The sequence below is a fragment of the Lentibacillus cibarius genome, from assembly GCF_005887555.1.
GTDB lineage: Bacteria > Bacillota > Bacilli > Bacillales > Amphibacillaceae > Lentibacillus > Lentibacillus cibarius.
Genome location: NZ_VCIA01000001.1, coordinates 1 through 25,798 on the forward strand (window position 1 = coordinate 1; position 25,798 = coordinate 25,798).

29 protein-coding genes are annotated in these 25,798 nt (G+C 41.0%); all 29 read right to left on the bottom strand.

Annotated features, from left to right (window positions below):
* On the bottom strand, positions 1 to 270 hold a 270-nt coding region (locus FFL34_RS00005), incomplete at its 3' end, for a DUF1405 domain-containing protein (protein ID WP_138600188.1).
* A gap of 137 nt (positions 271 to 407) precedes the next feature.
* A complete protein-coding gene (locus FFL34_RS00010) occupies positions 408 to 1,178 on the bottom strand; it encodes a menaquinol-cytochrome c reductase cytochrome b/c subunit (protein WP_138600190.1) in 771 nt (256 codons plus the stop codon).
* A gap of 17 nt (positions 1,179 to 1,195) precedes the next feature.
* Positions 1,196 to 1,870: a menaquinol-cytochrome c reductase cytochrome b subunit gene (gene qcrB / locus FFL34_RS00015; protein WP_138600192.1), complete on the bottom strand. Its 675-nt coding sequence runs from the start codon at positions 1,868 to 1,870 to the stop codon at positions 1,196 to 1,198.
* Between the two features lie 6 nt (positions 1,871 to 1,876).
* Positions 1,877 to 2,392: a QcrA and Rieske domain-containing protein gene (locus FFL34_RS00020; RefSeq protein ID WP_138600194.1), complete on the bottom strand. Its 516-nt coding sequence runs from the start codon at positions 2,390 to 2,392 to the stop codon at positions 1,877 to 1,879.
* A 177-nt stretch (positions 2,393 to 2,569) separates the two neighbouring features.
* Complete coding sequence (locus tag FFL34_RS00025; protein ID WP_138600196.1) at positions 2,570 to 3,046, bottom strand: DUF2487 family protein; 477 nt, start codon at positions 3,044 to 3,046, stop codon at positions 2,570 to 2,572.
* A 98-nt stretch (positions 3,047 to 3,144) separates the two neighbouring features.
* On the bottom strand, positions 3,145 to 3,711 hold the full coding sequence (locus FFL34_RS00030) for a ReoY family proteolytic degradation factor (RefSeq protein ID WP_138600198.1): 567 nt from the start codon (positions 3,709 to 3,711) through the stop codon (positions 3,145 to 3,147).
* A 36-nt stretch (positions 3,712 to 3,747) separates the two neighbouring features.
* Positions 3,748 to 5,013, bottom strand: coding sequence for a tetratricopeptide repeat protein (locus tag FFL34_RS00035; protein WP_138600200.1), 1,266 nt, complete (start codon positions 5,011 to 5,013; stop codon positions 3,748 to 3,750).
* A 760-nt stretch (positions 5,014 to 5,773) separates the two neighbouring features.
* The gene (gene aroA / locus FFL34_RS00040; RefSeq protein WP_138600202.1) at positions 5,774 to 7,084 is read right to left on the bottom strand and encodes a 3-phosphoshikimate 1-carboxyvinyltransferase; all 1,311 of its coding nucleotides are present in this window, start codon (positions 7,082 to 7,084) and stop codon (positions 5,774 to 5,776) included.
* A 21-nt stretch (positions 7,085 to 7,105) separates the two neighbouring features.
* Positions 7,106 to 8,206, bottom strand: coding sequence for a prephenate dehydrogenase (locus FFL34_RS00045; RefSeq protein ID WP_138600204.1), 1,101 nt, complete (start codon positions 8,204 to 8,206; stop codon positions 7,106 to 7,108).
* Positions 8,203 to 9,306 carry a histidinol-phosphate transaminase gene (gene hisC, locus FFL34_RS00050; RefSeq protein ID WP_138600206.1) on the bottom strand — a complete coding sequence of 368 codons (1,104 nt, stop codon included), beginning with the start codon at positions 9,304 to 9,306 and terminating at the stop codon, positions 8,203 to 8,205. Before hisC ends, FFL34_RS00045 begins: the two co-directional genes overlap by 4 nt.
* A 17-nt stretch (positions 9,307 to 9,323) precedes the next feature.
* The gene (gene aroB / locus FFL34_RS00055; RefSeq protein ID WP_138600208.1) at positions 9,324 to 10,400 is read right to left on the bottom strand and encodes a 3-dehydroquinate synthase; all 1,077 of its coding nucleotides are present in this window, start codon (positions 10,398 to 10,400) and stop codon (positions 9,324 to 9,326) included.
* Positions 10,400 to 11,566 (bottom strand): chorismate synthase, encoded by a 1,167-nt coding sequence (gene aroC / locus FFL34_RS00060; protein WP_138600210.1) that lies wholly within the window; start codon positions 11,564 to 11,566, stop codon positions 10,400 to 10,402. Before aroC ends, aroB begins: the two co-directional genes overlap by 1 nt.
* Before the next feature lie 162 nt (positions 11,567 to 11,728).
* Complete coding sequence (locus FFL34_RS00065; RefSeq protein ID WP_138600212.1) at positions 11,729 to 12,505, bottom strand: CheR family methyltransferase; 777 nt, start codon at positions 12,503 to 12,505, stop codon at positions 11,729 to 11,731.
* Positions 12,506 to 12,642: 137 nt separating this feature from the next.
* The gene (ndk, locus tag FFL34_RS00070) at positions 12,643 to 13,089 is read right to left on the bottom strand and encodes a nucleoside-diphosphate kinase (protein WP_138600214.1); all 447 of its coding nucleotides are present in this window, start codon (positions 13,087 to 13,089) and stop codon (positions 12,643 to 12,645) included.
* An 83-nt stretch (positions 13,090 to 13,172) separates the two neighbouring features.
* Positions 13,173 to 14,144 carry a heptaprenyl diphosphate synthase component II gene (hepT, locus tag FFL34_RS00075; protein ID WP_138600216.1) on the bottom strand — a complete coding sequence of 324 codons (972 nt, stop codon included), beginning with the start codon at positions 14,142 to 14,144 and terminating at the stop codon, positions 13,173 to 13,175.
* A 78-nt stretch (positions 14,145 to 14,222) separates the two neighbouring features.
* Positions 14,223 to 14,945, bottom strand: coding sequence for a demethylmenaquinone methyltransferase (locus FFL34_RS00080; protein WP_138600218.1), 723 nt, complete (start codon positions 14,943 to 14,945; stop codon positions 14,223 to 14,225).
* Positions 14,946 to 14,950: 5 nt separating this feature from the next.
* Entirely contained in the window at positions 14,951 to 15,739 is a 789-nt protein-coding gene (locus FFL34_RS00085; protein WP_138600220.1) for a heptaprenyl diphosphate synthase component 1, read from the bottom strand.
* Positions 15,740 to 15,855: 116 nt separating this feature from the next.
* Entirely contained in the window at positions 15,856 to 16,068 is a 213-nt protein-coding gene (mtrB, locus tag FFL34_RS00090) for a trp RNA-binding attenuation protein MtrB (RefSeq protein WP_138600222.1), read from the bottom strand.
* Positions 16,069 to 16,238: 170 nt separating this feature from the next.
* Positions 16,239 to 16,511 (bottom strand): HU family DNA-binding protein, encoded by a 273-nt coding sequence (locus FFL34_RS00095; RefSeq protein ID WP_138600224.1) that lies wholly within the window; start codon positions 16,509 to 16,511, stop codon positions 16,239 to 16,241.
* A 365-nt stretch (positions 16,512 to 16,876) separates the two neighbouring features.
* Complete coding sequence (gene spoIVA / locus FFL34_RS00100; protein ID WP_138600226.1) at positions 16,877 to 18,355, bottom strand: stage IV sporulation protein A; 1,479 nt, start codon at positions 18,353 to 18,355, stop codon at positions 16,877 to 16,879.
* A gap of 186 nt (positions 18,356 to 18,541) precedes the next feature.
* Positions 18,542 to 19,279, bottom strand: a complete 738-nt coding sequence (locus FFL34_RS00105) for a hypothetical protein (RefSeq protein ID WP_138600228.1) — start codon at positions 19,277 to 19,279, stop codon at positions 18,542 to 18,544.
* A gap of 10 nt (positions 19,280 to 19,289) precedes the next feature.
* Complete coding sequence (locus tag FFL34_RS00110; protein ID WP_138600230.1) at positions 19,290 to 19,487, bottom strand: DUF2768 domain-containing protein; 198 nt, start codon at positions 19,485 to 19,487, stop codon at positions 19,290 to 19,292.
* A gap of 282 nt (positions 19,488 to 19,769) precedes the next feature.
* A complete protein-coding gene (locus FFL34_RS00115) occupies positions 19,770 to 20,030 on the bottom strand; it encodes a stage VI sporulation protein F (protein ID WP_138600232.1) in 261 nt (86 codons plus the stop codon).
* Between the two features lie 59 nt (positions 20,031 to 20,089).
* Complete coding sequence (locus tag FFL34_RS00120) at positions 20,090 to 21,127, bottom strand: NAD(P)H-dependent glycerol-3-phosphate dehydrogenase (RefSeq protein WP_138600234.1); 1,038 nt, start codon at positions 21,125 to 21,127, stop codon at positions 20,090 to 20,092.
* Between the two features lie 12 nt (positions 21,128 to 21,139).
* Positions 21,140 to 22,450, bottom strand: coding sequence for a ribosome biogenesis GTPase Der (gene der, locus FFL34_RS00125; RefSeq protein WP_138600236.1), 1,311 nt, complete (start codon positions 22,448 to 22,450; stop codon positions 21,140 to 21,142).
* A 91-nt stretch (positions 22,451 to 22,541) separates the two neighbouring features.
* A complete protein-coding gene (locus FFL34_RS18490) occupies positions 22,542 to 23,159 on the bottom strand; it encodes a YphA family membrane protein (protein WP_176960546.1) in 618 nt (205 codons plus the stop codon).
* Positions 23,160 to 23,283: 124 nt separating this feature from the next.
* A complete protein-coding gene (gene rpsA / locus FFL34_RS00135) occupies positions 23,284 to 24,414 on the bottom strand; it encodes a 30S ribosomal protein S1 (RefSeq protein WP_138600241.1) in 1,131 nt (376 codons plus the stop codon).
* A gap of 71 nt (positions 24,415 to 24,485) precedes the next feature.
* A complete protein-coding gene (locus FFL34_RS00140; protein ID WP_138600243.1) occupies positions 24,486 to 25,091 on the bottom strand; it encodes a lysophospholipid acyltransferase family protein in 606 nt (201 codons plus the stop codon).
* 2 nt (positions 25,092 to 25,093) lie between these two features.
* Positions 25,094 to 25,783 carry a (d)CMP kinase gene (gene cmk, locus FFL34_RS00145; protein WP_138604620.1) on the bottom strand — a complete coding sequence of 230 codons (690 nt, stop codon included), beginning with the start codon at positions 25,781 to 25,783 and terminating at the stop codon, positions 25,094 to 25,096.
* Positions 25,784 to 25,798 lie beyond the last annotated feature (15 nt).

A 25,798-nucleotide genomic window follows, 5' to 3' on the forward strand; every position in this document is an offset into this window, starting at 1 on the left:
ATTCATCACAACCGCCCAAATTCCATACTTGAATAACGTTATGACAGCAAGTGCTTCAATATACGGTACGTTCCGATTAAATAGAAAAAATAGCAAAAAGACCGTAAAAAACAAACTAGCTGTGGGACTATCCGGAACAAACAGTAAAAAAATTCTAGGTGTATCGTAAAGTTGGAATCGGTACCAATAATAGCCATAAGCAGTACCTAATAAGTTGATTATAAATAGGATTAGTAAAAAACGTCTATTTGTTAGTATGTATCGTATCATGTCTAATATCCCTTCTTTTAAGCATGACAGAAAGCGTCTATTCAAAATGCTCATGCCTACTAAATACCTGTCTGACTTATGAAAAAACACCTTCACCAACTGTCTTGGCAAAGGTGTTTTAAGGAAAACACGTTTTTTTACTTTTCATTAACGGATACGATGAAATCTGCCAGTTTCTGTAGCTCTTCATCCGATCCGGTAAATTGGTCTGCTGGCATGGACCCTATTCCTTCTCGAGCAATTGTAGCAATTTCGTCTGCAGATTTGTCAATACCAATCAGTGCTGGTCCTGCAGTACCCTGCATATCCTCACCGTGACAGCTCATACAGTTACTCTCATATACGGCATACCCATCTGAATCCTTATCAATGTTTACTTCTTCGGATGGTGGGACAGGCTTATTCGCTTCCGCACGCTGTTCCCAGTCCACATGTGAAGCTGATTTATAGGTAAGCCAAATGGTAGATGTCAACGCCAAAAGCATCATGCCAACTGCAATTGGGCGCTGATGCGGCCGTCTTCCCGGTCCCTTATCAAGGAAGGGTGCTAACAGCAACCCGCCAAATGCTAGTCCAGGTATAATCAGGATACCGAATAAAATATAAGGGCCACTGGCAAAATTATATTTCAGTAACTCGTACAGGAACAGAAAATACCAGTCCGGCAATGGAATATAGCCGGCGGCAGTTGGATCGGCCATACCTTCCAAAGGCGATGGATGGGCAATTGTCAAACATAAAAAGCCGACTAAAAACACAGACCCCGCCAGCCATTCCTTTAATAGAAAGTTGGGCCAGAATGCCTCTGTTCTTCCGGGATATTCTGAATAGTCTTTTGGTATACTCGATTTTCGTTCTGAGGAGATACGAGAATCCCCGACGAACTTCATTCCTTTACCCTTATGCACAGCTTAACCTCCTTTGTTTACAATGGTCCGGAAATTCCTTGTCTTCGGATTAGTATGAAGTGTACTCCCAGCAAGGCAAACAATGCTGCAGGCAGGAAGAAAACATGAATCGCAAAGAACCGTGCAAGCGTTTGAGCGCCGACGATATCTGCGTCTCCAGCCAGCAATACTTTAATTTGTTCACCAATGATAGGGACATCTTCCGCAATATTCAATCCGACTTCTGTTGCGAAATATGCTTTATTATCCCATGGTAGCAAATAGCCTGTGAAACCTAATCCCAGAATGGTAAAGAACAAGAGGACTCCAACAATCCAGTTCAGTTCACGCGGCTTTTTATATGCGCCCTGGAAAAACACCCGCAATGTATGTAGCAAGAGCATTACAATAACAACACTGGCTCCCCAGTGGTGCATGCCACGAACGATCTGACCATGTGCGACTTCTGTTTGCAGATAATAAACAGAACGCCATGCATTTTCAATGTCAGGTACATAATACATGGTTAAAAACATACCTGATAATATCTGAATGACTACTACGAAAAATGTCAATCCCCCAAAGCAATAAACAAAAGCAGAGAAATGATGGGCCGGATTAACATGTTCAGGGACTTCATGGTCCGCTATATCACGCCATATAGGCGTAATGTCCACGCGCTCGTCTATCCAGTCGTATAACTTTTGCAGCATCTTCTATTACGCCTCCTCTCTCGACTGTGCTTTACCAAGGAATAACATCCCATTCTCAATTTTGTGATCATATACGTCCAATGGTGCCGTCGGTGGTGTGTTTGGAACGTTTACACCATTCTTATAATAGCGTCCGTCATGACACGGGCAGTAAAACTGGTTCGGATAGTCTTCGCTGCCTGCCCAAGAAACAATACAACCCAAGTGTTTGCAAATCGGGGAAAGTGCAACTATATCACCATTTTCATCTTTATAAACCCATGCAGATTTAGTCACTTTGGATTCGTACCAGCCATCCACCTGTTGAATTTCCCAATCGACACGCTGTGGCTCTTCTGTGATATCTTCTACAGCAAGTTTAACATTTGTGTAATCACCTGATGCTGTCGATTCTTGAAGCACCGGGTCAATTGCCATACGGATCGGTGACACCACTAGGCCAGCTGCCATAAAACCACCCACACCTGTAAGCGTATAGTTTAGAAATTGACGACGGGATACTGGTTGTTTGTCTTCGCTCATGATTTTTCCCCCCTCTATACATTTTTCACGGACAAGTTTATTAAATCAGTTTACTAGGACAATACCATGATAGCGCAAACTGTATGACGGGTCAATATAAATCCCTTGTTCTCCCAATGAAATCTTTAAGAATTAATCAGGATAGAAGCCGCATCCGATTCTTTGCGACTAAACTGCTTACGCTTTCTGATCATCTTTCCAGTAACTTCTGATCAGTTCACTGACCTGTTGCACATGTTCCCGGATAATAGGCTGCATATTCTCTGGGTTTGCTGTATCACCTGCTGTTATAGGTAGCCAAATTAAGGTCCCGGGCAGTTCTTGTTCACTTTTTTTCCAGCTTGAATCAGATGTTATAAAAAAAACATGGCGGAACGGTTGTGCTTGTACATCTCCAACCCATGATTGAAGCCGGTTCAATTCAGCATCTTTGTCTGCAGATTTTAAATAACGGTAATCAGGTGTCAGCATCACCCTTCCGGTAAGTTCTTTTTCTAGTTCGCGCAAAAATACTGACTGTGCCTCTGATTGGAATGCGTCCCTTTCGAGTTTTGCATCATCTGATAATTGAAAAGAAAGCAGCGGAACAATTGCGGTGTCTACATATTCTTTCGCTTTGACAAATTGCTGCAAGTCTTTTTTTATCCATTTCATAGTATACTTCCTGCCCTTCTGTTTATTCTTTAAAAAACAAGAAATTATTGTGCCAAGTTTATTATCCTAAGTACACAAAAAAAAATCAACCTATTCATTTAAGAATTAGGTTGATTTAATTTCTCACGGTCAATTCCGTTTAGCTGTTCAACAAGCTCAAAAAAAGTTTGTCGATCCCCTTCATCAAGCGCACGATCTATTTTTCTCTTTAGTGCTGTGCGCTGATATTCATGTACAGTCAGATCCAATATCTTTTTTGCCGCGTCCCTGTCGTGCTTGGTAATAAAATAATCGTCCGGTATAAACGGATTTTCAACAAGAACCGCTGCATAGTAACTGTTCTGGTGTGATTTATTGAAATTCAATTGAATATATAATGGCTCGTTCTGGTTCATGCGAATATCATGAAAGGATTTTTCAGCGTCCGTTGTAACGAGTTGTTTTTTATAAAAGCGGAACGGAACTTCTTCCGAGCAATGGCTGGACATAATTAAGCCTCTTGGGCAGTATTTCGCCTCACGAACGAAATGTATGTTTTTAAGCAGATTTTTGTGGTTAATTATATAGTTCAGGATCCATACACTTTCCCGTTTTTTTAACTGATAATGGTTCAAGAACCATTGAATGAAACTTTTTTTGTCTTGCACGGAAACAGGAGTCTGCATTTACAAGGATAACCTCCCTCAATATCCATTTAATGGCTATGTTTCTCGTGTCTGTTTCAATCGGGACACATATTCTTCAATATCCGCATCAAGTGGCTGTATGCGCAAGTACTCCTCAAACAATTGAATGGCGTTGTCAATCCTCCCTTCTTCGGTTAAGAAGTAGCCGTATTCTTTTAGAAAATCACTATCTTGGTTTAAGCTATTATATGCTTCTTGGTAGTGTTTTAATGCATTGTTATAAGATTCCGTTTCATTATAGGCACGTGCAAGTTCCCACTCATACAGTGGATCTTTGGCTCCTGTGTTGCTGATTTCTGTTAACAGTTCGATAATGTCTTCTGTTTTATCTTGCTGCTTCAGCAGTTCAACTAAAAATAGCACCGCCTCTTTATAATCAGGATCAAGTGTAATGGCTTCACGCACCCACTTTTCGCTTTCATTATCGTTGTTCAACTGGTGAGCCATCGAACCCGCGAAAAAATATAGTTCTTTATTAAATTCATCCACTTGGATACCTTTTAAGGCAGTGTCATATGCTTCCTGAGGCATTTCTTCTGATTCATAAGCTTTTGCCAATTGATAATAAGCCGTGTGATAATACATGTCCTGCTCGATCACATGTTTCCATGCTTTGATGGCGATATCTCGACGTCCCGCATGTAATGCAGTGAACCCGTACTTGAAGAGCGTATCTGGATCCTCGCTGTCAATATCCTGGTAAATATCAAGCGCAACTTCATAGTCACCGGATGCGGCGTACGCTTCAGCTAGCCGGTCATTGACAGATACATTGTTGATTTCTTTTGTAATGGGCAGTACCTTTTCATAATACGTGATGGCTTGGCGAAACTCTCCATTTGAAAACAGGAGTTCCCCAAGAGCAAAGTCAATAATTGGTTCATTTGGTTCATGATGTTTGGCACTCAGTAGTTTTTGCTCGGCAACTTCAAATAGGCCTTGTGCGTGATACAAATCGGCTAATTGTAATAATGTTTGTACATATGCCGGATCATCTTCATCTATCTCATCCAGCAGATTGATGGCTTCTTCATCATTATCCAGATCAATATATACATCTGCTAGCATAATTTTTATTTCACTTTCTTTAGGAAAACGATGCATCAATTCATCTAGAACATCAGCCGCATCGGTTAAAAATCCCCACTGCACGTACAGTTCAGCAATGGTGAATTTCTCTTCATCATCAGCTTTTGGTAAATAATCTTCAAGAAGTGAAATAGCTTTTTCGGTTTGTTTTGTTTCCATTAAATTAACTGCTTCCATTATGGTTGTATCCATCAGGTACATCCTTTCCGCTGTCGTACTCATTTATCTTTTCATCATACAGAATACAATTTTTTTATTCAATCAGAAAAGAATCTGCCTGGATGGGCAGATCCTTTTTAATGACGTCAAAAAGTATAAAATATGGATGACCTTATAATAAAAACTTCGGCATCGCTATAAGTCGAGGCGAATGCCGAGTTATTCTAATACACAAAAGATATATAATGCGACGTAAGTGCTAGGTTGATTTCCGTTCCAGCCAGTCGCTTTCCGCGGGCAACGCTTCAGCTTCCTCGGAAGAAAACCGCTTCCTGCGGGATCTTCAGCTGTTGCTTTTCCCGCAGGAGTCGACTGGCCTCCACTCCAATCAACCATCAAAATAGTAGTTCATTATTCTTTGTGATTTAATTATGTATAAATGTAGTTAAGCACAAGCGGAGGAAATACACGGAGACTCCTGCGGGAACAGTGGCGAAAGTGAGACCCCACAGGAACGAGCGATACATCCACCGAGTACGCTACGAGTTGCGAGGAGTGCTGCTCCACTGAAACCACTTACAACACGACGAGCACACCGGATGTCCGAGGAGGCTCACGGGTCACCCGCGGAAAGCGTAGTGTATTTCCGCAGCGGCGGTTTAACACTCATACAAAATTATGTCGCATTATATATCAAATGTGATGATAAACAACGAATCATACATCCAAAAAGTCAACTAGCGTAGTATATGTCTAACTTTCTTCATTCTTTCAAGCCTTATGTGTTCATCTTTCAGGTTGCGAAAGTTGAATGATTACTAATTATTTTGCGCAAATCCCGAAAGAAATTGGGATAGGAAATGTCGATTGAAGATACATCATCAATAACCACATTCTGTTCGGCAATTAACGAAGCCACTGCAAGCATCATGGCAATACGGTGGTCATTGTATGCTTTTGTCTGACCCCCGGTTAAAACTGAACTGCCTTTAATAACCATGCCGTCATCAGTTCCTTCGACCTTTGCACCAATGCTGGTCAGTTCTTCTACTGTGGCTGCAATACGGTCAGTTTCCTTCAATCGAAGTTCTTCAGCATCACGGATGACAGTATTTCCTTTGGCTTGCGTAGCGACAAGGGCTAAAACCGGAAGCTCATCAATTAACCTCGGGATAATATCCCCCTCAATCACAACCCCATTTAAAGGACGGTGGACAACCGTAATGTCCCCGAATGTTTCCCCACCGACTGTCTGTTGATTGGTAATGCTGATTTGTGCTCCCATTTCAGATAAGACATCAATAATTCCTGTCCGACTATGATTGAGACCGACGCGAAGCAATGTTAGCTTGCTTTCTGGCACGATTGCTGCAGCAGCCATAAAGAACGCTGCTGAAGAAATATCACCAGGCACGACCACATCTGTTGCTATTAAAGCCCGTTCATTTGTAATTCGTATATGACCATCATTATCAGCTATATCCGCACCGAATGCTTGGAGCATATTTTCCGTGTGGTTTCGTGAAGGTGTTTCCTCAATCACCTCGGTCGTTCCTTCTGCAAATAACCCGCCCAGCAACACGGCTGATTTCACCTGTGCGCTTTTAACTGGAAGCTTGTAATGAATGCCTTTAAGATTGCCGCCTCTTACTGCAAGTGGTAAGTAATTACCGTTATTTCGTCCGTCGAATTTCCCACCCATCTCAGAAAGCGGTCCTACCACACGATCCATTGGCCGCTGCGTTAAATGGGGATCACCGTATACTGAAGTGAAAATTGGCAAACCAGCCAAAACCCCCAACATTAATCTGGCAGTTGTCCCTGAATTTCCAAAATAAATTGGACTGGACGGCTCGTTTAGGGTTGTAGGGCCATTGCCATAAATCTTAAGTAAGCTGTCATTTTCCTCAATCTTCACACCAAGCTGTCGAAAAGCTTCTACCGTGCGTCTAGTATCTTCACTTCTTAAAAAATCCGTAACGGTTGTTATACCAGTTGCCAATGAACCTAATATGATAGCCCGATGAGAGATGGACTTATCCCCGGGAATCTGTAGTTTCCCAGATATCGGAGACTGTGCGGGTGCCAGTGTCAATTCTTTCATTTTGTTCCCTTCCTTTACCTATTACTCTTCTAGCATTAAATCATATCCTTTTTCTTGTAGTACCTGATAGCTTTTTTGTTGCTCCTCTTTTGTCGATACGGTCAGTCGTAAAGCACCCATTATCCCCTCACGGATTTCGAGGATCTGAATGTTGGTGATGCTTACACTTTCTTCTGCTAATAGATTAGCAACTGATGCAATGGCTCCTGTCTGGTCGCGTATATCCACATATAAATCGTAAAATGCAGGAATAGCCCCTTTTTTCTTAGCACCGAGCCCATCACGGTAATCTTTTGCCTGCTCTAAGTAGGATGTCAGCTGTTCTTTTTCATTCTCATGCAGCATCTGTTTTAGGGCCGTCATTTCCGCTGTCCAATCGTCAATCAGCTGTATCATTTTTTGTTTATTATGATAAAGAATATCCTGCCAGAGTTCCGGACTACTGGAAGCGATACGTGTTACATCACGGAATCCCCCTGCAGCTAGTTTAGGAATAAATTCGTGCGTATCCTGCCATTTCTTCGCCTGTTGAACGAGTGCCGAAGCTATCAAGTGCGGGAAATGTGAAATGACACCGGTCATCTCATCGTGCTCATTTGCCCCCAGGCGAACAACATTACTTTTTGTATCCTTCAGTACTTCCTGAAGCAGTTCGACAGCTGATGACTGGCAGCTTTTTGATGGTGCTAGTACATAGATGGCATTTTCAAACAGGTGCCCTTTTGCCGCGGTAATTCCCTTTTTGTGGGAACCAGCCATCGGGTGCCCGCCTACAAATTGTATCTTGCTATTTTGTAAACGATTCGCCGCATCAATAATCGGCTTTTTGACAGATGATACGTCGCTGAGAATAACATCATGATCATATGTAATGGTATCCAGTGTGTGCATCATCTCAATCGTTTCGGTTATTGGTGTGCCCAGGATAATAATGTCGGCTTCTTTAGCTGTCATCACTATATCCGTACTAACATCGTGAATGATGCCGTTTATCCGGGCAAATTCAATTGTTTTTCGGTCAATATCATATCCTATAACACGATTTTTATTAGATTGGGAAAGGCACTTGGCTAACGATCCACCAATCAGCCCTAATCCAATCACAAATATGGTTCTGTTCACATTGATTGCTCCTTATCCAGTTTAAGATGTAACTGATACAACACTTTCTGCAGTTGCTGCATATCTGTTTCTGTTCCAATTGTTACCCGAATTGTATTGGGAGCGCCAAGTCCTTCGCCGGCTTTGACGATAAATCCATTTTCCAGTAAATATTGAAATACACGTTCTCCGCTTATCGGTGTCGATATCAGCAGAAAATTGGTGTGTGATTCAAAGTAATGCCAGCCAATGGAGTCCAAAAAATGTTCAAACGATTGTTTAATAGCATGAATTCTGGTTATGGCTTGTTCAAGAAAGGCATCATCTTCCATTGCTTTTAAAGCTGCTTTTTGCGCTATAGTCGATACGTTGAATGGTCCTCTGACAACATCTAGTTTTCGAATCAATGTTTCTGATGCAATACCATACCCGACTCTTAATCCGGCAAGTCCATAAGCCTTGGAGAATGTACGCAGCACCATCAAATTTTCGTATTGTTCCAAATGATCCAGTACACGCAGGTTCCACTCGGCACTCACATATTCATAGTAAGCCTCATCAAGCACAACCAAAACATTTTCCGGGCATTTGTCCATAAATGCATAAAAATCGTCTTTTGAAATCACGCACCCTGTTGGATTATTCGGTGAACAAAGCCATACAACACTTGTCCTGTCATCAATGGCAGAAAGTATACCTGATAGGTCATGGCAACCGTTGACTGTCGGAATTTCCTTCACCTCAGCGCCTTCAATACGTGCGCTGTGTTTGTACTGAGGAAATGTCGGTGCCGCCATGACTGTGTTCACACCAGGATACAGAAATGCACGGCCGATTATTTGAATAATTTCATCTGTTCCACTGCCAAATATTAGCTGTTCTTCTTTAACATTTAAATTTGCTGCAGCTGTACGTCGCAGTTCTGTTGCGTATCCATCCGGATAAATGTGATGTTCGAGCATGTGGGAGATGGTTGTATTCACTTGTTCAGAATGACCAAATGGATTTTCATTTGATGCAAGCTTCACAATCCGGCTAAGACCGTATTCCTCCTTCACTTCTTCTATCTGTTTTCCGGGTTTGTATGGTGTCATTCCATCAAGTACTTTTTTATTTTTCATTTCTACTCCCCCATCTATTAATTTCTATGTGTCAATTCCTCGAAAAAAGATTCCAGATAATCAAGTAACGCGCAATCATCCACTTCAGCCATTGACGGCTGCCCAACAGCTTGTAAAAGAACCATCTGTACTTCAGAATTAAATGCCTTTTTATCCAGTTTCATTTTTGAAAGGATATCACCGGGATCAATAACAGGTAATGCTAGCGGATACCCATTATTTTTTAGCCAAGTATATAACTCGTCAAACGGGAGATTTGTGGCAAAGTTTTTTTCACTTACCCGTATTGCAAATAATAATCCAACCGCAACTAGTTCTCCATGTGTCCACTTTCCATAACCGAGCAAGGACTCCAGCGCATGACCCAATGTATGTCCAAGATTTAGAAATTTACGAATGTTAGACTCGCGTTCATCCTGTTCAACGATGGATGCTTTTATATTGATTCCTTTTCTTATATGATCGGTAAGCTGGCGATTGGTAAGTGAAGCCAGGCGCTGATTTATTAATTCGTGAAAAAAGTCCGCATCACCTAGCAGTGCCTCTTTAATTATTTCTGCATAGCCCGAACGCACTTCCTTATTGCTTAATGTATGCAGAGTGTTTATATCATAAATAACCGCATCAGGTGGATAAAAACTGCCAATCAGGTTCTTCCCTTGTTCGTGATTAATCGCAACTTTTCCACCGACACTGCTGTCGTGGGCAAGTATAGTTGTTGGCATTTGCACAAAATCAATGCCCCGCATGAATGTTGCAGCGACGAAACCCGCTGCATCTCCAACAACACCACCGCCAAGTGCGAGGATTAGTGATCGCCTGTCGAGTCCGCATGTAATTGCCTTTGTTTGCAATTGATAAAATATATCGATGCTTTTAGCTTTCTCGCCTGCAGGAATCGTGTGGGTAAACACCCGGTCATGTGCAAGGGCCTGTTTGACATCTTGCAAATAATGACTGCCGACACAATCATCGGTAATAATTAAAATTGCCGTGTATGTTTTTGATAAAAAGCGATTCACATCATGACGAAGATCTTCTCCGATGTACACAGGATATGTTTTTGTGTCTGCGTTCACGTGAAGCGTATCCATTAAAAGCACCTGATTTCTTCACGGTAATCATCGATAGCTTGTTGTAACTTCGGAAACTGGTCATGTGGAAATTGTTCTGTAATTGCCTTTGCCAGCTCAAAAGCCACCACGTGCTCCATGACTACTGAAGCTGCAGGGACAGCGCAGGAATCAGATCGTTCAATACTTGCGTTGAATGGTTCTTTTGTCTCGATATCCACACTTTGCAGCGGTTTGTAGAGAGTTGGAATTGGTTTCATAACACCTTTGATGACCAATGGCATACCTGTTGTCATACCACCCTCGAAACCTCCGAGACGATTAGTTTTTCGATAATAGCCATCTTCCTCGTCCCAGGCAATTTCGTCATGAACTTGGCTGCCGTTTTTTCGGGCCGCTTCAAACCCCAAACCAAATTCAACACCTTTAAATGCATTAATGCTCATGACGCTGCCGGCTATTCTGCCATCCAATTTTCGATCATAATGAACGTATGATCCGATACCAGCGGGCATACCTTCTACATACACTTCGATAACGCCACCAATGGAATCTCCATCCTTTTTAGCTTGATCGATGGCATCCATCATTTGTTGCTCTACATCTTTATCGAGTGTCCGGACTGGAGATTCCTCGGAAATACGCTGTCTATCAGCAATGGATAAGGAACTATTTTCTTTTGCCGTGATTCCTGCTATTTCTTTAACATACCCCGAGACAGTAATGCCTAAATGATTAAGAAGTGTTTTGGCAACTGCTCCTGCCGCCACCCGTGCCGCTGTCTCCCTTGCCGATGAACGTTCAAGGACGTTGCGCATATCACGGTGACCATATTTTAGTGCACCATTCAAATCAGCGTGTCCGGGTCTCGGCCGTGACACTGTTCGCCGTAGTTTTTTATTCGTTTCAATGGGATCTTCCCCCATGATATCAATCCAATGTTTGAAATCATCGTTATGTATAACAAGCGATATCGGTGACCCGAGCGTGTAACCATGGCGCACCCCGCTTGTGATATCGGCCATATCTTTTTCTATTTGCATTCGTTTGCCGCGTCCATGCCCTTGCTGTCTCCTGATTAATGACTGATTGATATCTTCCTGAAGAAGTGGCATGTTAGCGGGAAGCCCTTCAATAATCGTAGTCAGCTGTTTACCGTGGGATTCACCGGCTGTCAAGTAACGCATATGTTTTCCTCCTTAACGGAATTTTGTATTACTATATCATATTTTAGCAAGTTTTTGGTGGATTTCGTTAAAATTTGCTGTATCTTCTGAAGGTAAGAAAAATACGTTTGTCCTTAAACAAACGTACAGATGAACTGTTTCTATATTAAATTATACTAAGATTTACGTCATACGCTGATAAAAAAATGTATCAAGCAAGCGGAGTCCGTAGTTATCGGGTTTGAATATTTGTTCGGTGCTGCCGATAAAAATCACTCCATGTTGATTTAATGAGTGTGAAAATTTGGTATAAATAGCTGCCTTCGCATCATCTGTAAAATAAATCAGTACATTTCTACATATGATTAAATCAACATTTGATGGGTATGTATCGGCGAGCAAATCGTGTTTTTTGAAGGCAACATGTTGTTTGACTGATTGATCAACTGAATATAAGTTTTCATCCTGTTTGAAATATTTGTAAATCAGTTTATCTGGTATTCCTTTTACCGACCGTTCCGTATATACACCCTGCCTGGCCTTTTCAAGGGCGCTACGGTCGATGTCGGTAGCCAGAATATGAAAATCATAATTAGGAAAAAACTCCTTTAACATGATTGCCGTACTATATGGCTCCTCCCCCGTGGAGCAGGCGGCACTCCATATCTTAAGTTTGTTAGACAATGCACCAAGCTGCGGCAAAATAGACGTTTTTAGTACTTCCCACCGGTCAGGATTCCTGAAAAACTCGGATACATTGATTGTCATATGATCCAAAAATTCATTCAGCAGCAAATTATCCCGTTTCATTGCGCAAAAATATTGACGAAACGTTGGATAACCTCTCTTGTCCCGCAATGATACAAGTCGTCGTTTCATTTGTGTCTGTTTATACATTGTCAAATCTATGCTAAGTCTTTTTTTTACATTGTTGATAAATTCGATATAGTCATCTGTCATGCATGAACGCCTCTTTTAAACTAATTCTATTTATCAGTACAGTCAATGGATCCATTTCAACGTTTAATGGGATACCATACCAAGTTTTAAAAGCCCGTTTTATACAAAACCTCCGTTAAAAAACGGAGGCTTTAAATTTAATAAATCCACTCACTATCCTGTTTTGAATATGTTTTAATTTCACTATCCTGGAAGAAAAGGTTAATTTCCCTTTCAGCACTTTCAGGCGAGTCAGATCCATGGATGATGTTCTTCCCTACTGTCATTCCATAGTCACCACGGATTGTTCCCGGAGCCGCTTCAAGCGGATTGGTTTTGCCCATCATGTCGCGGGCTGTCGAGATGATGTTTTCACCTTCCCATACCATCGCAAAAACAGGTCCGGATGTGATGAATTCCACTAGTTCCCCAAAAAAAGGCTTATCTTCATGCTCTCCATAGTGTGTTTTTGCTGTCTCCTCAGAAATTTGCATAAGCTTAGCACCAGCAAGTTTAAAACCTTTACGCTCAAACCGGCTTACGATTTCACCGACCAAATTACGCTGAACGCCATCCGGTTTAACCATTAAAAATGTCTGTTCCATTTTCTGCACCTCTTTTTCATATGTATTTTACTAAAGACAACCGATAAGAATTTTACCAGACTTCGTACACAATAACAATATACTTATGAACGTCTTTTGCCAATATATTTGGCAATGCTCTGCAACGTATGCTTTGCTTTGTTATGTGGAATATCATCTAACTGTTTAAGTGCTTTTTGCAAATATTGATTACTGATTCGATAGGATGCCGCAATAGCATCTGTTTGCTTCAATGAGTCAAGTAGGTTGTCCATGGATGTTCTAGTAACCAGCTCCGGATCTGCAAACGTTTCACGAAGTTGTCGTTCAAATGAAGGGTCTTGCATTGCCAAAAGTACCGGCAACGTGACATTTCCTTGTAATAAATCATTACCTGCAGGTTTACCGAGTTCCCTTTCCGATGCAGTAAAATCAAGAATGTCATCAATAATCTGGTATGACATCCCGATGTAATAGCCATACCAAAACAACTTAGCAGCTCGCTTTTCGTCTACATTAGAAGCAATAGCGCCGAGTTTACAGCTTGCCGCGATAAGCAATGCAGTTTTTCTTTTGATTCTTCGTAAATAATCCCGTAAGTTTTGATTCCAGTTATATTTATCCCTGATTTGTTCAATTTCACCTTTAGCCACTTGCACCATCGTCCCGGAAAGAATGCGATGGGCAGACGGATTTTTCAGTTTGGTGATATTCTCTAATGCTCTGGCCAGAATAAAATCACCAGTATACATCGCGGTGCGGTTGCCATACAATTGTTTGATAGTGGGTTCACCTCGACGCAAAGCTGCATCATCAATCACATCATCATGAACGAGTGATGCCATATGTATCAGTTCTAACGATACAGCAACCGTTGTAACACGCTCGGCGTTATATTCCCCGAGTTGTCCGCACAACAAGACAAAAACAGGGCGGATACGTTTTCCCCCTGCCTTTAGCAACTGTGTGGAAGTTTCGCGCAAAGTATCATGTTCGGCCTGAATCGCATCGGCCAGAGCATATTCAATCATATCCAATTCTTTTTTTAAGTGCCCATATGTTTTCGTCAACTTCATGCATGTCACCTTTTTTATCCAGCTTGAACGATACCGCAGGCAAGAAGGCCATCACTTGGCACATATTAATCTGCACCGTTAAAGATTGCCGCTTTCTTTCTTTATTCCCATATGCATGGCGGCTACTCCTCCTGTATAGTGTTTCACCTTAACATAATTAAAGCCTGCTCTGTAAAACATTTGTTTAAGTTTCTTTTTATCAGGAAAATTCTTAGCAGATTCATACAACCATGCGTACTCCTGATAACTTTTTGCGAATAACTTTCCCAATAATGGCATAATAAACCGGAAATAAAGATAATACCCCTGGCGAAAACCAATCATAGTTGGTTGTGAGGTTTCCAAGCATACCACTTTTCCACCAGGTTTAACGACCCGGTACATTTCTTTCAGCACTCTCATATAGTCAGGGACATTGCGCAACCCAAATCCGATGGTAACATAATCGAATGAATTGCTTTCAAATGGTAGTTCCATGGCATTTCCTTGAATGAAAGATAGCTGTTTGTATTCTAAATTCCGATTTTTTTCTCTAGCGACAGACAACATGTTGTCACTAAAGTCCAGTCCAATTACTGCTCCGGAATTCCCTGCAGCTTCCGCCAAAGAAATTGACCAATCCCCTGTTCCACAGCATACATCCAATGCCTTGGCTCCTTTTTGGACATTCATCTGCTTCATGACGTCTTTTCTCCAAGCTTTGTGTCGCTGAAAAGAAATAATTGCGTTCATGGAGTCATAGCGGTCATATATTTTCTCAAAAACATCATGTACTCGTTCTTCTTTTGATGGTTGCTGCATGGCTATTACCCTTCTTCCGCAATCGATCTACTATTGGCAAGTGATTCATTCAGTGTCTCTTTTAATTCTGTACTTAGCCCGGCAAGACGGGACGGAAACCGAACCAAATGATGGTTAATGGATCTTAATTCCCTATTAAGGAATGTTTCAATGGTTTGACGGTCCTTACTGGCGATGTGTTCATCCCAAATATCTAGAGGTACCTCTTTGACGCCACTATCTGAAGGTTTTCGTGCGGTGGAAAGCTTTCTAATCGTCAGCCATTCAGCGGCGATATCGCGAATCATTTTTTCGCCGGTAAATTCTGCAACCCGTATAATTAAAAGTGATTCTACTTTTTTAATAAGTTGCATCGATATATAAAATGAGTCTTCATTCATTTTATAGTGTAATTCCATCTTACCCTCATTAATTTCTTTAATAGCAGTCGCAAGAACTCTAATTAGTTCAACTTCTTCTACTTCCGAAAGAAGCAAATAATATAAGCTACTATAATAATCTCCTGCCAAAACGGATAATTGCTTCGACTTTACTTCATCATCCGTTTGCAGACAATCATTTGTTTCAGGGACAGCGTCATGTATATCTAATGCCATCTGGACAAGCATGGCGGCCGTGATGTAATTCTTCTTTTTTTCATCCGGCAACGCTGTATTATTAAGAACTAATGTTAACATATATAATTTATCATCATTCAAATAAGGAACTTGTACATATTTTTCGATTAATGAATTATGTATTTTCTCATTAATTAGCACTTTTAGATTGTTTAATTCCATACTGGATGTTTGCAAAACAACCACCTGCACCCTTCCATTGACTCCAAATCATATAGCTATTATAGCATACTTCAGGAGTGTTCCATAACAAAAAATGAGCAAAAGTGAAGAAGGGGCACAGCAGTTTATAACTAGTCGTTATACATCTCTCCGTGGCTCGTTTGGATGACAGCTTTACCTCTAACTTTTACAGCAGAGGTATGCTCTGTGAACTGTGCAATCATCACTTCATTCTCATCCAATTTTTCTGAATGGTGGAAGCGCGTATCTGTCCCCCTTGTTAACCCGATTACATTCACACCATCTTCCAGTGCTTTAATAACAAAAAAGTCATTGCTTTCCATATTAACACTCCTGGACCGTTTTAATCATGTTCCTCGCAACAGCTTAAGTGGATCAAGGTCGTTCTTAAAAATGAATGGCGGTTACAGTAAACGACTGTTGAGAAATTCATCTTAAAAGTTATAAAAAAGAGCACGTCTATGCGTGCCCTTCTGCCCTATGTAAGGAAAAATTACTGTACACTTTCTTTAAGGGCTTTTCCTGGTTTGAATGCAGGAACTTTACTTGCAGGAATTTTAATTTCTTCCCCTGTCTGTGGATTACGACCTTTCCGTTCTGAACGTTCGCGCACTTCAAAGTTGCCGAATCCTATTAATTGAACTTTTTCACCTTTTTTAAGTGAATCCATGACAGATTCAAAAACCGCATCTACAGCTTTTGTAGCATCCTTCTTAGAAAGATCGCTTTTTTCTGCAACAGCATCAATCAAGTCTGTTTTATTCATGACATTCACCTCCTCCCAAGAAGATTCAAAACGACATAGGAACATTTTGCAGTTATACAATCATTCGTTCCCATTTTGTCCATTTTTATACCTGAAGCCATCAAAATCAATGATGACAAGGCTTATATTAAACGAGTTTAGAGCAAAATTCAACAATAAGCCCTGAATTTGCCCATAATTATTCTTGTTCAAGCGCAATTTTTCGCTAATCCACGCTGCTATTGAATTTTTATGGGATATAAGGCGTTCAACAGCCGAATCCGCTCTATACTGCTTATACTAAAGATATACGACATAAAATTGGTGAATCCTGCCTATATCCGAAAAACTTTTTAGCTAAAAAAAATAGCAACTATGTATAGCTGCTATAAAATAATTGCTATTAACCCGCCGGAACCTTCATTAATAATTCGTTCAAGCGTATCTTTTAATTTATACCTTGCATTTTCCGGCATGAGTGAAATCTTCGCCTGTATGCCTTCCCGAACGATAGAGCTCAAGGATCTTCCGAATATATCAGACTCCCAAATGGACAGTGGATCTTCTTCAAAGTCTTGCATCAAGTATCTGACCAGTTCCTCGCTTTGTTTTTCGGTGCCAATAATAGGTGCAAATTCTGATTCAACATCAACCTTAATCATATGAATAGATGGAGCTATCGCTTTTAGTCGGACGCCAAATCTGGAGCCCTGACGGATAATCTCCGGTTCATCCAGTTCCATATCCTCTAATTGTGGTGCCGCGATACCATATCCAGTTTGTTTTACCATTTGCAATGCACTAGCAACTTGGTCATATTCTCGTTTTGCATGTGCAAAATCTTGCATCAATTCAAGTAAATGTTCTTTGCCGCGTATTTCTTCCCCGACAATTTCTTTCAGAACCTCGTCATACAGATAGTCTGGGGCATGCAGGTCAATTTCGGCTATCCCTTCGCCCATTTCGATTCCTGCAAGGTTGGCATTGTCAATGTGCTCGTATCCGGAGAAATCCTCAACAATGCTATCTACATCCCTAAGTCTCCGGATGTTTTTCACGGTTGTCTGGATAGCTTCCTGATAGTCCTTGCGAAGCCAGTGCTCATCATGCAGCACCATTACCCAGCTTGGCAGATTCACATTGACTTCCAATACTGGGAATTCATATAATGCTTCGCGCATCACATTATAAACATCATGTTCTGACATGGATTCAATGCTCATTGCCAGTACTGGTATATCATATTTTTCCGAGAGTTCCTGGCGTAATAATTCTGTTTCATGACTGCTTGGCCGTGCAGAATTAACAACCATGATGAAAGGTTTGCCAACTTCCTTCATTTCCTCAACAATTTTCTCTTCCGGATCCTCGTAATCGGAACGCTCAATATCTCCGAACGAGCCATCTGTTGTGATGACAACACCAATTGTGGAATGTTCCTGAATGACCTTTCTAGTACCGATCTCAGCTGCATCGTGAAATGGAATAGGTTCTTCATACCATGGTGTATTGATCATTCTAGGGCCATTCTCATCTTCAAATCCTTTCGCCCCTTCTACTGCATAACCAACACAATCAACCAGTCGAACATTCACATCAAGACCTTCATCAACATGGACAGAAACTGCCTGATTGGGAATGAATTTTGGTTCGGTTGTCATAATCGTCCTTCCGGCAGCACTTTGTGGTAATTCATCTTGCGCCCTGTCACGTTCACTTTCATCAGATATATTCGGCAGTATACCCAATTCCATAAAACGTTTAATAAATGTTGATTTCCCGGTCCGGACAGCACCTACAATCCCAAGGTAAATATCTCCATTCGTCCGTTTCGAAATATCTTTGAAAACATCAACTCTCTCCAAGTGATCCCCTCCGATCTCCTTTTCCATAATCATAAAGAGCCTGCAATTTATTGACATTACAAGTCTATGATGTTGTCCTAATGAAATATGACCTAATAAGGGCTAAAAGAATCAAAAAAGATGAATAAATTTTTAAAAACAAAAATCCCTTGCAACACAATATATGTCAGAAGGGATTAATTATGATTATTTATTTTTTACAGAGACCTGGAATACCGGTTCACCATCTTGAATGGTGTATGGTAAGGAATAAGCAGGAACGAAAGGCGTATTTTCAGCAAGCAGATAACGAATATCGTCTCCTTTTTGATAATCATGCTCATATTTCTTAAGTGCTTGATTTAAATCAATACGGTAATCTACATACAGTTTTCCCTCTGTATTCATCACTATAGGGAGATTTTCTCCAGAATAGGGGCTTTTCACTTGCGGCCGTTTATCTAGTCCCATTTTTTTATAATCTAGCTGGAAAACCCCGTCTGAAATTTCGTTTCCAAATGGTGGGTAAATATTCTCATCACGGTATATTTGTAGTTTTAATGTTATTTGTCTAATCGCATCCGCAATGCGCAGATCAATCAATTTCACCCGTGGATTCTCATCAGGTGTTATGATTGTATATTGATATATACCACCATTTTCATAGGCGGTTCCGGGTACTTCCGATAACAGGTTTCGCTCTTTCAATGGCTGGAAATCAATTAAGTGTTTCCGAAATATCGGCGTATCGTTCGGTTTCGTTTTAATTGGCAAAAGCCCTTCAGTTTCTTTACTGTATTGATCGACAGCAGTTTGTACTTTTTCAAGCTGTGCTTCATTCGGTACGCTGTTTTTAGAAAGTTCTTGTTCTGGGTAAAGGCATCCGCTTAATAAAAAAACTATAAAAAACAAACAAAAAAGCCGCTTGTATGTATGGATAAACATGTGTAACCTCCTACCGTGTTGGTCCGCTAAATACAATATATATAATGATGACAGCACCAAGCAGTAATGATAGATAGGCTATAAGAGATACAATCCCGGCTAGCCACCCTTTTAGTTTATACCTGCTTAGTAAGATAAGCCCCATGGCTAATAGCAGCAGTCCCATGCCAATAAACGAAACCCACATATTCAGCATTCCTTCAGACATCACATTCACTCCAATGCATAACTGTAAACAACGAGTATTATAACATAAGCAAGATGAATAGACATTAAAAATCCGGGCCTTCCCTTGTTTAAAGCGTACCTAAGATTTATTTCATTTGTCCATCATACATTTTCGACGTGACAAAAAAATTCCCGGGAGAAGGGGGCTGACTTCATCCCGGAATGACTAAATAATACCCACAGCAACTCTATCCATGAATGCTTGTGCGTTTTAGTTTATGCAAGCATACTAAACAGTGTATCCTCACTTGCCCAGTTTGAACTATTTTTTAAACATTTTATTTAATGTCTGCATATCCACGGGCATATTATTATTCGTGATCGTTTCTACAATCCTGTCTTCCTTCGCTTTTGATATTGGTTTATCGGCCATTTGCGCTAAATGCTGAACAAGTTCCCTTACCGTCTGTTCATCTGAGAAATCAGCATTTTTGACAGAGTTTGCAACTTTATAAATGTCGTTTGTATTTATATTAGACTGCTCCTGTACCTTGCCAAAAAGATTATCCTGACTGTTACTCATTTGTTCGCCTCCTTGCATAGTCATTTCAACATATTGTATGCATAGCAGGCGATGACGTGTCAGTCACGAAAATCAGTTCGTATAAATGCAGCTAAATCGTCCATTTCCTCACGTTTACTTCGGTTCATCAATTGATCGACCACATCTCTTGGTTTTTTATCATTAAAAAGAACTTGATGCAATCCATTTGTTATCGGCATTTCAATTTGCTGCTCACGTGCAAACTGATTTGCCGCCTTTGTTGTACGGACGCCCTCAACGGCCATCCCCATCTGCTCTAGTACGTCATCAAGCTTGTGCCCTTTACCCAAAAGATTACCTGCACGCCAGTTGCGACTATGTGAGCTTGTACAAGTAACAATCAGATCGCCGACCCCCGGAAGACCCAAAAAGGTTAGTGGGCTGGCACCAAGAGATACCCCTAGCCGAGTTATTTCAGCAAGTCCTCTGGTTATAAGTGCTGCCTTTGCGTTGTCACCATAACCAAGCCCATCAGAAATGCCTGCTCCAAGTGCAATGATGTTTTTTAGCGCACCACCAAGTTCAATACCGACCATATCCGTACTTGTATAAACACGGAACGATTCATTAATAAACAAGTCTTGGGTGAACGTAGCATTCTGTTCATTAACAGAAGACACAGTGACGGTTGTTGGCAGGCGTTTACCGACTTCTTCGGCATGGCTTGGACCGGACAGTACAACAATATCTTCATAATTATATGTACTCATTTCCTCGCTAATCAACTGAGATACACGTTTGAGCGACTCCGGTTCAATACCCTTTGTTGCATGGATAAGCGTCGGCTGATGGCGAAGTTTTTCATTCAGTTCACTACAAACTTCACGGATTGCTTTTGTTGGTACAACGATTACGATTGCCGATACATCATCAATCGCCTTTTCAAGTTCATCAAATGCCTGAATTTGTTGCGGCAAATTCACTTGTAAATAACGCTTATTCGTATTAGTTGTGTTTATTTCGTCAGCTTGCTGTTTGCGATGTGTCCATAGCCGCACATCATGTCCATTATCGGCTAAAACAATACTTAATGCGGTGCCCCAACTACCGGCACCTAAAACAGCTACTTTTTGCAATGATACTCCCCCTTAAGCGCGTTTTCGTGCAAAAATGTTAATTGGTGACCCGACAAAGCCAAAAGCCTCTCTAATCCTGTTTTCCAAAAAGCGTTTATAAGAAAAGTGCATTAACGCAGGATCGTTGACAAATATGACAAATGTCGGCGGTTTAACAGCCACCTGTGTTGCATAAAGCACCTTCAGCCGTTTCCCTTTCACGGTTGGTGTCGGATTTAATGCCAAAGAATCCATAATCACATCGTTCAGAACATTGGTTGGAACTCGTTTAGCATGATTCTCGCTGGCAGTTTTTAACGCTGGTATCAAGGTATGCAACCGTTTTTTCGTTTTTGCTGATAGAAAAACAATCGGAGCATAATCGAGATACTGAAAATGAGAACGGACTTTTTCCTCAAATTCTTTCATGGTCTTTTCATCCTTATCAACAGTGTCCCATTTGTTGACGACCATGATAATTGCTTTACCGGCTTCATGTGCATAGCCGGCAATTTTTTTGTCTTGTTCCCGTATACCTGTTTCCGCATCAATAAGCGTTAAAACTACATCTGATCGTTCAATTGCCTTCAATGCACGAAGGACACTATATTTTTCAGCCGCTTCATAAACTTTGCCGCGTTTGCGCATGCCAGCCGTATCAATAATGACAAAATCCTGGCCATCATTACGCAGTCTAGTGTCAATAGCTTCTCTGGTTGTTCCCTCCACATCACTAACAATGACCCGCTCTTCATTCAGCAATGCATTAACAAGCGAGGATTTTCCAACATTCGGTCGCCCAATTACGCTGAAATAAATGGTGTCTTCGTCCTGGACTTCATCTTGCTGTTCAGGGAAGTATCCAACAACGGTGTCAAGTAAGTCACCAAGTCCGAGACCATGAGCGCCCGATATCGGGTGTGGTTCGCCAAAACCCAGTGTATAGTAGTCGTATATTGTCTCGCGCATTTCCGGATTATCGATTTTATTCACACCAAGAACAACTGGTTTATTTGATTTATACAGAATTTTAGCAACCTCATCATCTGCTGCTGTTATTCCTTCTTGACCATTGACCATGAAGATGATAACGTCCGCCTCATCAATGGCAATTTCAGCTTGGTGGCGCATCTGTACAAGGAGTGGTTCATCACTCATTTCAATTCCGCCAGTATCAATTAAGTTAAACGTTGTCGTTAGCCATTCAGCTTCGGCATAAATCCGGTCGCGTGTCACACCCGGCGTATCCTCCACAATGGATATCCGCTCCCCGACAAGCCTGTTAAAAATAGTTGATTTACCTACATTTGGTCTTCCTACAATTGCTACAACAGATTTCCTCATGAAGGGACATCCTTTCCGCTTCTCTATGTCAATACTAGGTAATTATTCTAGCAAAATAACTACGTAAGCACAATTATAGTATAAAAATTTCTTATTGTGCTTTCTTTTTAACCAATGCTTTTGGCTTTGATGATGCTTTAAAAACCATGTTTTTGAACTTTAATTTTAGTTTTAAAAGTAAATCCTGAAGTGTAAGGGCAGCTGTTAGTAAAAAAACAATATCAAAAAAACGCATGTCCCCGATGATATCTTGGAATGAATATCCGTTAAGGATGAAACTGTAAAGCCATTCTCCTCCTGATATACCAGTCAGACAGGTGATAAGTTTATTCCAAAAACCTTTAGCAAGTAGTGTTGCTAGCAGAACAAGAAGACATACAGTCACTTCAAGCTGGGGAAGAAAATGTCCCAGAGGTGTGGAAAATCCCCAAATAAACATGCCAGTGTATCCGATCATGATAGTAAATGAAATGAAAACATGGTGCATAGTCCGTGAAATCCTGGCGTGCAAACAGATAGTCACAGCAAATAAAACAAAATAACTAGCCGAAAAACTGAATTCACCAATGGTTATATAAGTATTAGAAAGGAGAATCAATACCATTATCCAGGAAGCAAGAAACGTGCGCTGTTTTGCACTTTCCATAAAAAAAGTGATGATAATCCAAAGTATCCATGCTAACCAATAAAAAATAAGTCCATTACTCATAAAAAACACCTGCCACTACCAGTATGACAGGCTTTATGATGTTTTAAACGTTAAAAGGGCTCTTTCCATACTGAAAAGAGCCCAGTTTTTCGGGTAGAATAGCCCCGGTAAGGCAGGATTTCATTTATTTATATTTATTTAACTTATCTCCAATGAAATCACCAAGCTGGAAACCTGATTGATCTTCATCTTTTTCATACTGTTTGACTTCGCTAGCCTCTTGTTCCTGCTGCAACTCCTTGATGCTTAACGATATTCGTTCATCCTTTTCACTGACATCCAACACTTTCACTTTTACCTGTTGGCCTACTTCAAGCACTTCTTGCGGTGTCCCAATATGTCGATTAGCTATTTGGGATATGTGCACTAACCCTTCAACACCTGGGAATACTTCCACAAAAGCACCAAAGTTCACAAGACGTTTAACAGTACCTTCAAGTACATCCCCCTGCGTTACACGGTCTTCAATATTTGCCCATGGACCAGGTAATGTTTTCTTGTGAGATAGCGAAATACGCTCATTATCCTTGTCAACTGACAATACTTCCACTTTTATCGTATCACCTTCAGCGACTACATCCGAAGCTTTTTCAACATGTTCATGTGCTAGCTGGGATATATGTACAAGTCCATCAATACCGCCAAGGTTCACGAACACACCAAAGTTGGTCAAGCGCTCCACTACCCCTTCGAGAACTTGCCCTTCTTCCAATGACTGGAGTACTTCATGTTTTTTCTCATTCAGCTCATCCTGTACAACATCTTTATGGGAGAGGATTACACGATTTTGCTCCCGGTCCAGATCGACAATTTTAACACGTATGGGTTGATTAATATAGTCGGAAAAATCATCTACATAGTACGTTTCCACTAGTGAAGCAGGCATGAACCCGCGTACACCCACATCAGCAACAAGTCCACCTTTTACAATTTCCTTGATTTCAGTCTCAAAAACATCACCAGTACGATACTTTTCTTCCAATGACTCCCATGCTTTTTCCGCATCTACCGCTTTTTTGGACAAGATGACTTCATCGTCTTCCATTCTCTTAACATACAACTCCAGTGTGTCATCCTCCTGTACAAGGTCACTGGCTTTCTCAATATGGAGGCTGGACAATTCACTGATGGGAATAATCCCCTCCGTCTTATAGCCGATATTAACAAGAACTTGTTTTTCTTCCACCTTTACAACAGTTCCTGTCACAATATCACCTATATTCAATTGTGGCATTTCGTTACTGGATTCACTCATACATTCGCCCTCCTTAAAATACAAACAACAAAACTAAAAAAATCCTTTTTTATAACTTCTAATATTTATAATTATTTGTCAAGAGATGCATGCTGGGGATTATAATTTTCAATCAGCTTTCCGATTTCAGCCATAATTGCATCTGCTGCATCTTTTGCGTTAGTCTTGGCGGATCGGTGTGCTTCCATGTCCATTGGTTCGCCGTAAATAACGGTTAGTTTTTTCCCGGGTTTGTAGGGGCCAATTATGGCACATGGAACGATGGCTGCATTTGACCGCAATGCAAAGAAGCCTGCGCCTGCCATTGGCTTTCCTAGTGTCCCAGTTTTGCTCCGGGTACCTTCCGGGAAAAGTCCTAATGTTTTTCCATCTTCAAGTATTTGCAATCCTTGGCGCAATGCATTACGATCTTTCATCCCTCTTTTAACCGGGAATGCATGTATTGCACGAAGCAGTTTCCGCAAAAAGACATGTTCAAAAAGTTCCCCTTTTGCCATGAAATAAATATCCCTTGGTGATGTTATTCCGACAACAGGGGGGTCAAAATTTGAAATATGGTTGGAACAAATGATAACAGGGCCATGCTTTGGGACATTTTCTTTTCCTATAACGCGAATGCGATATAAAGGATAAAAAATAGCTGATAAAATTGTTTTGGCGGCAGTATAAAGGCTCATTATCAACCCCCCCTGTTTTTCAGCACTTTATTGACCTTTTCAAGGATAGCTGCAGCAACATCATTGATGGACAAATCAGTTGTATCTAGTTCTATGGCGTCATTGGCTTGAACCAATGGGGCAACTTCCCTCTTTGAATCAATCCGGTCCCTTTGTTCAATCTCTTCTTTTAGTTTTTCCAAATCTGCAGCAAATCCTTTTTGCATATTTTCCTCATATCGCCTTCTAGCACGTTCCTCAACGGTAGCTTTCAGAAAGATCTTAACTTCTGCGTCTGGAATGACATGTGTTCCAATGTCACGTCCGTCCATGACAACACCACGTTTCCTGGCTAATTCCCGCTGCCGATTGACCATTTCTTCGCGAACAATTGCATGTTTCGCGACATAAGATACATTGTTCGTCACATGTTCCGATCGAATGACTGAAGTTACATCTTCCCCGTCCATGAGAACATGCTGTGTACTATCCGACTGCTTCAGCTGAATGTCCGTGTCAGCAAGTAAATTGGTGATGGCCTTGTCTTCATCCAAAGGAATTTGTTTCCTAAGCACTTTCAATGTCAAGGCACGGTACATAGCACCTGTATCAATATAAATATAGGCTAGTTCGTTTGCTACGATTTTGGCAACGGTACTTTTCCCGGCAGCTGCCGGACCGTCAATTGCTACTGCTATTGCATTTGTTCCCATTTCTGTCATTTGCTT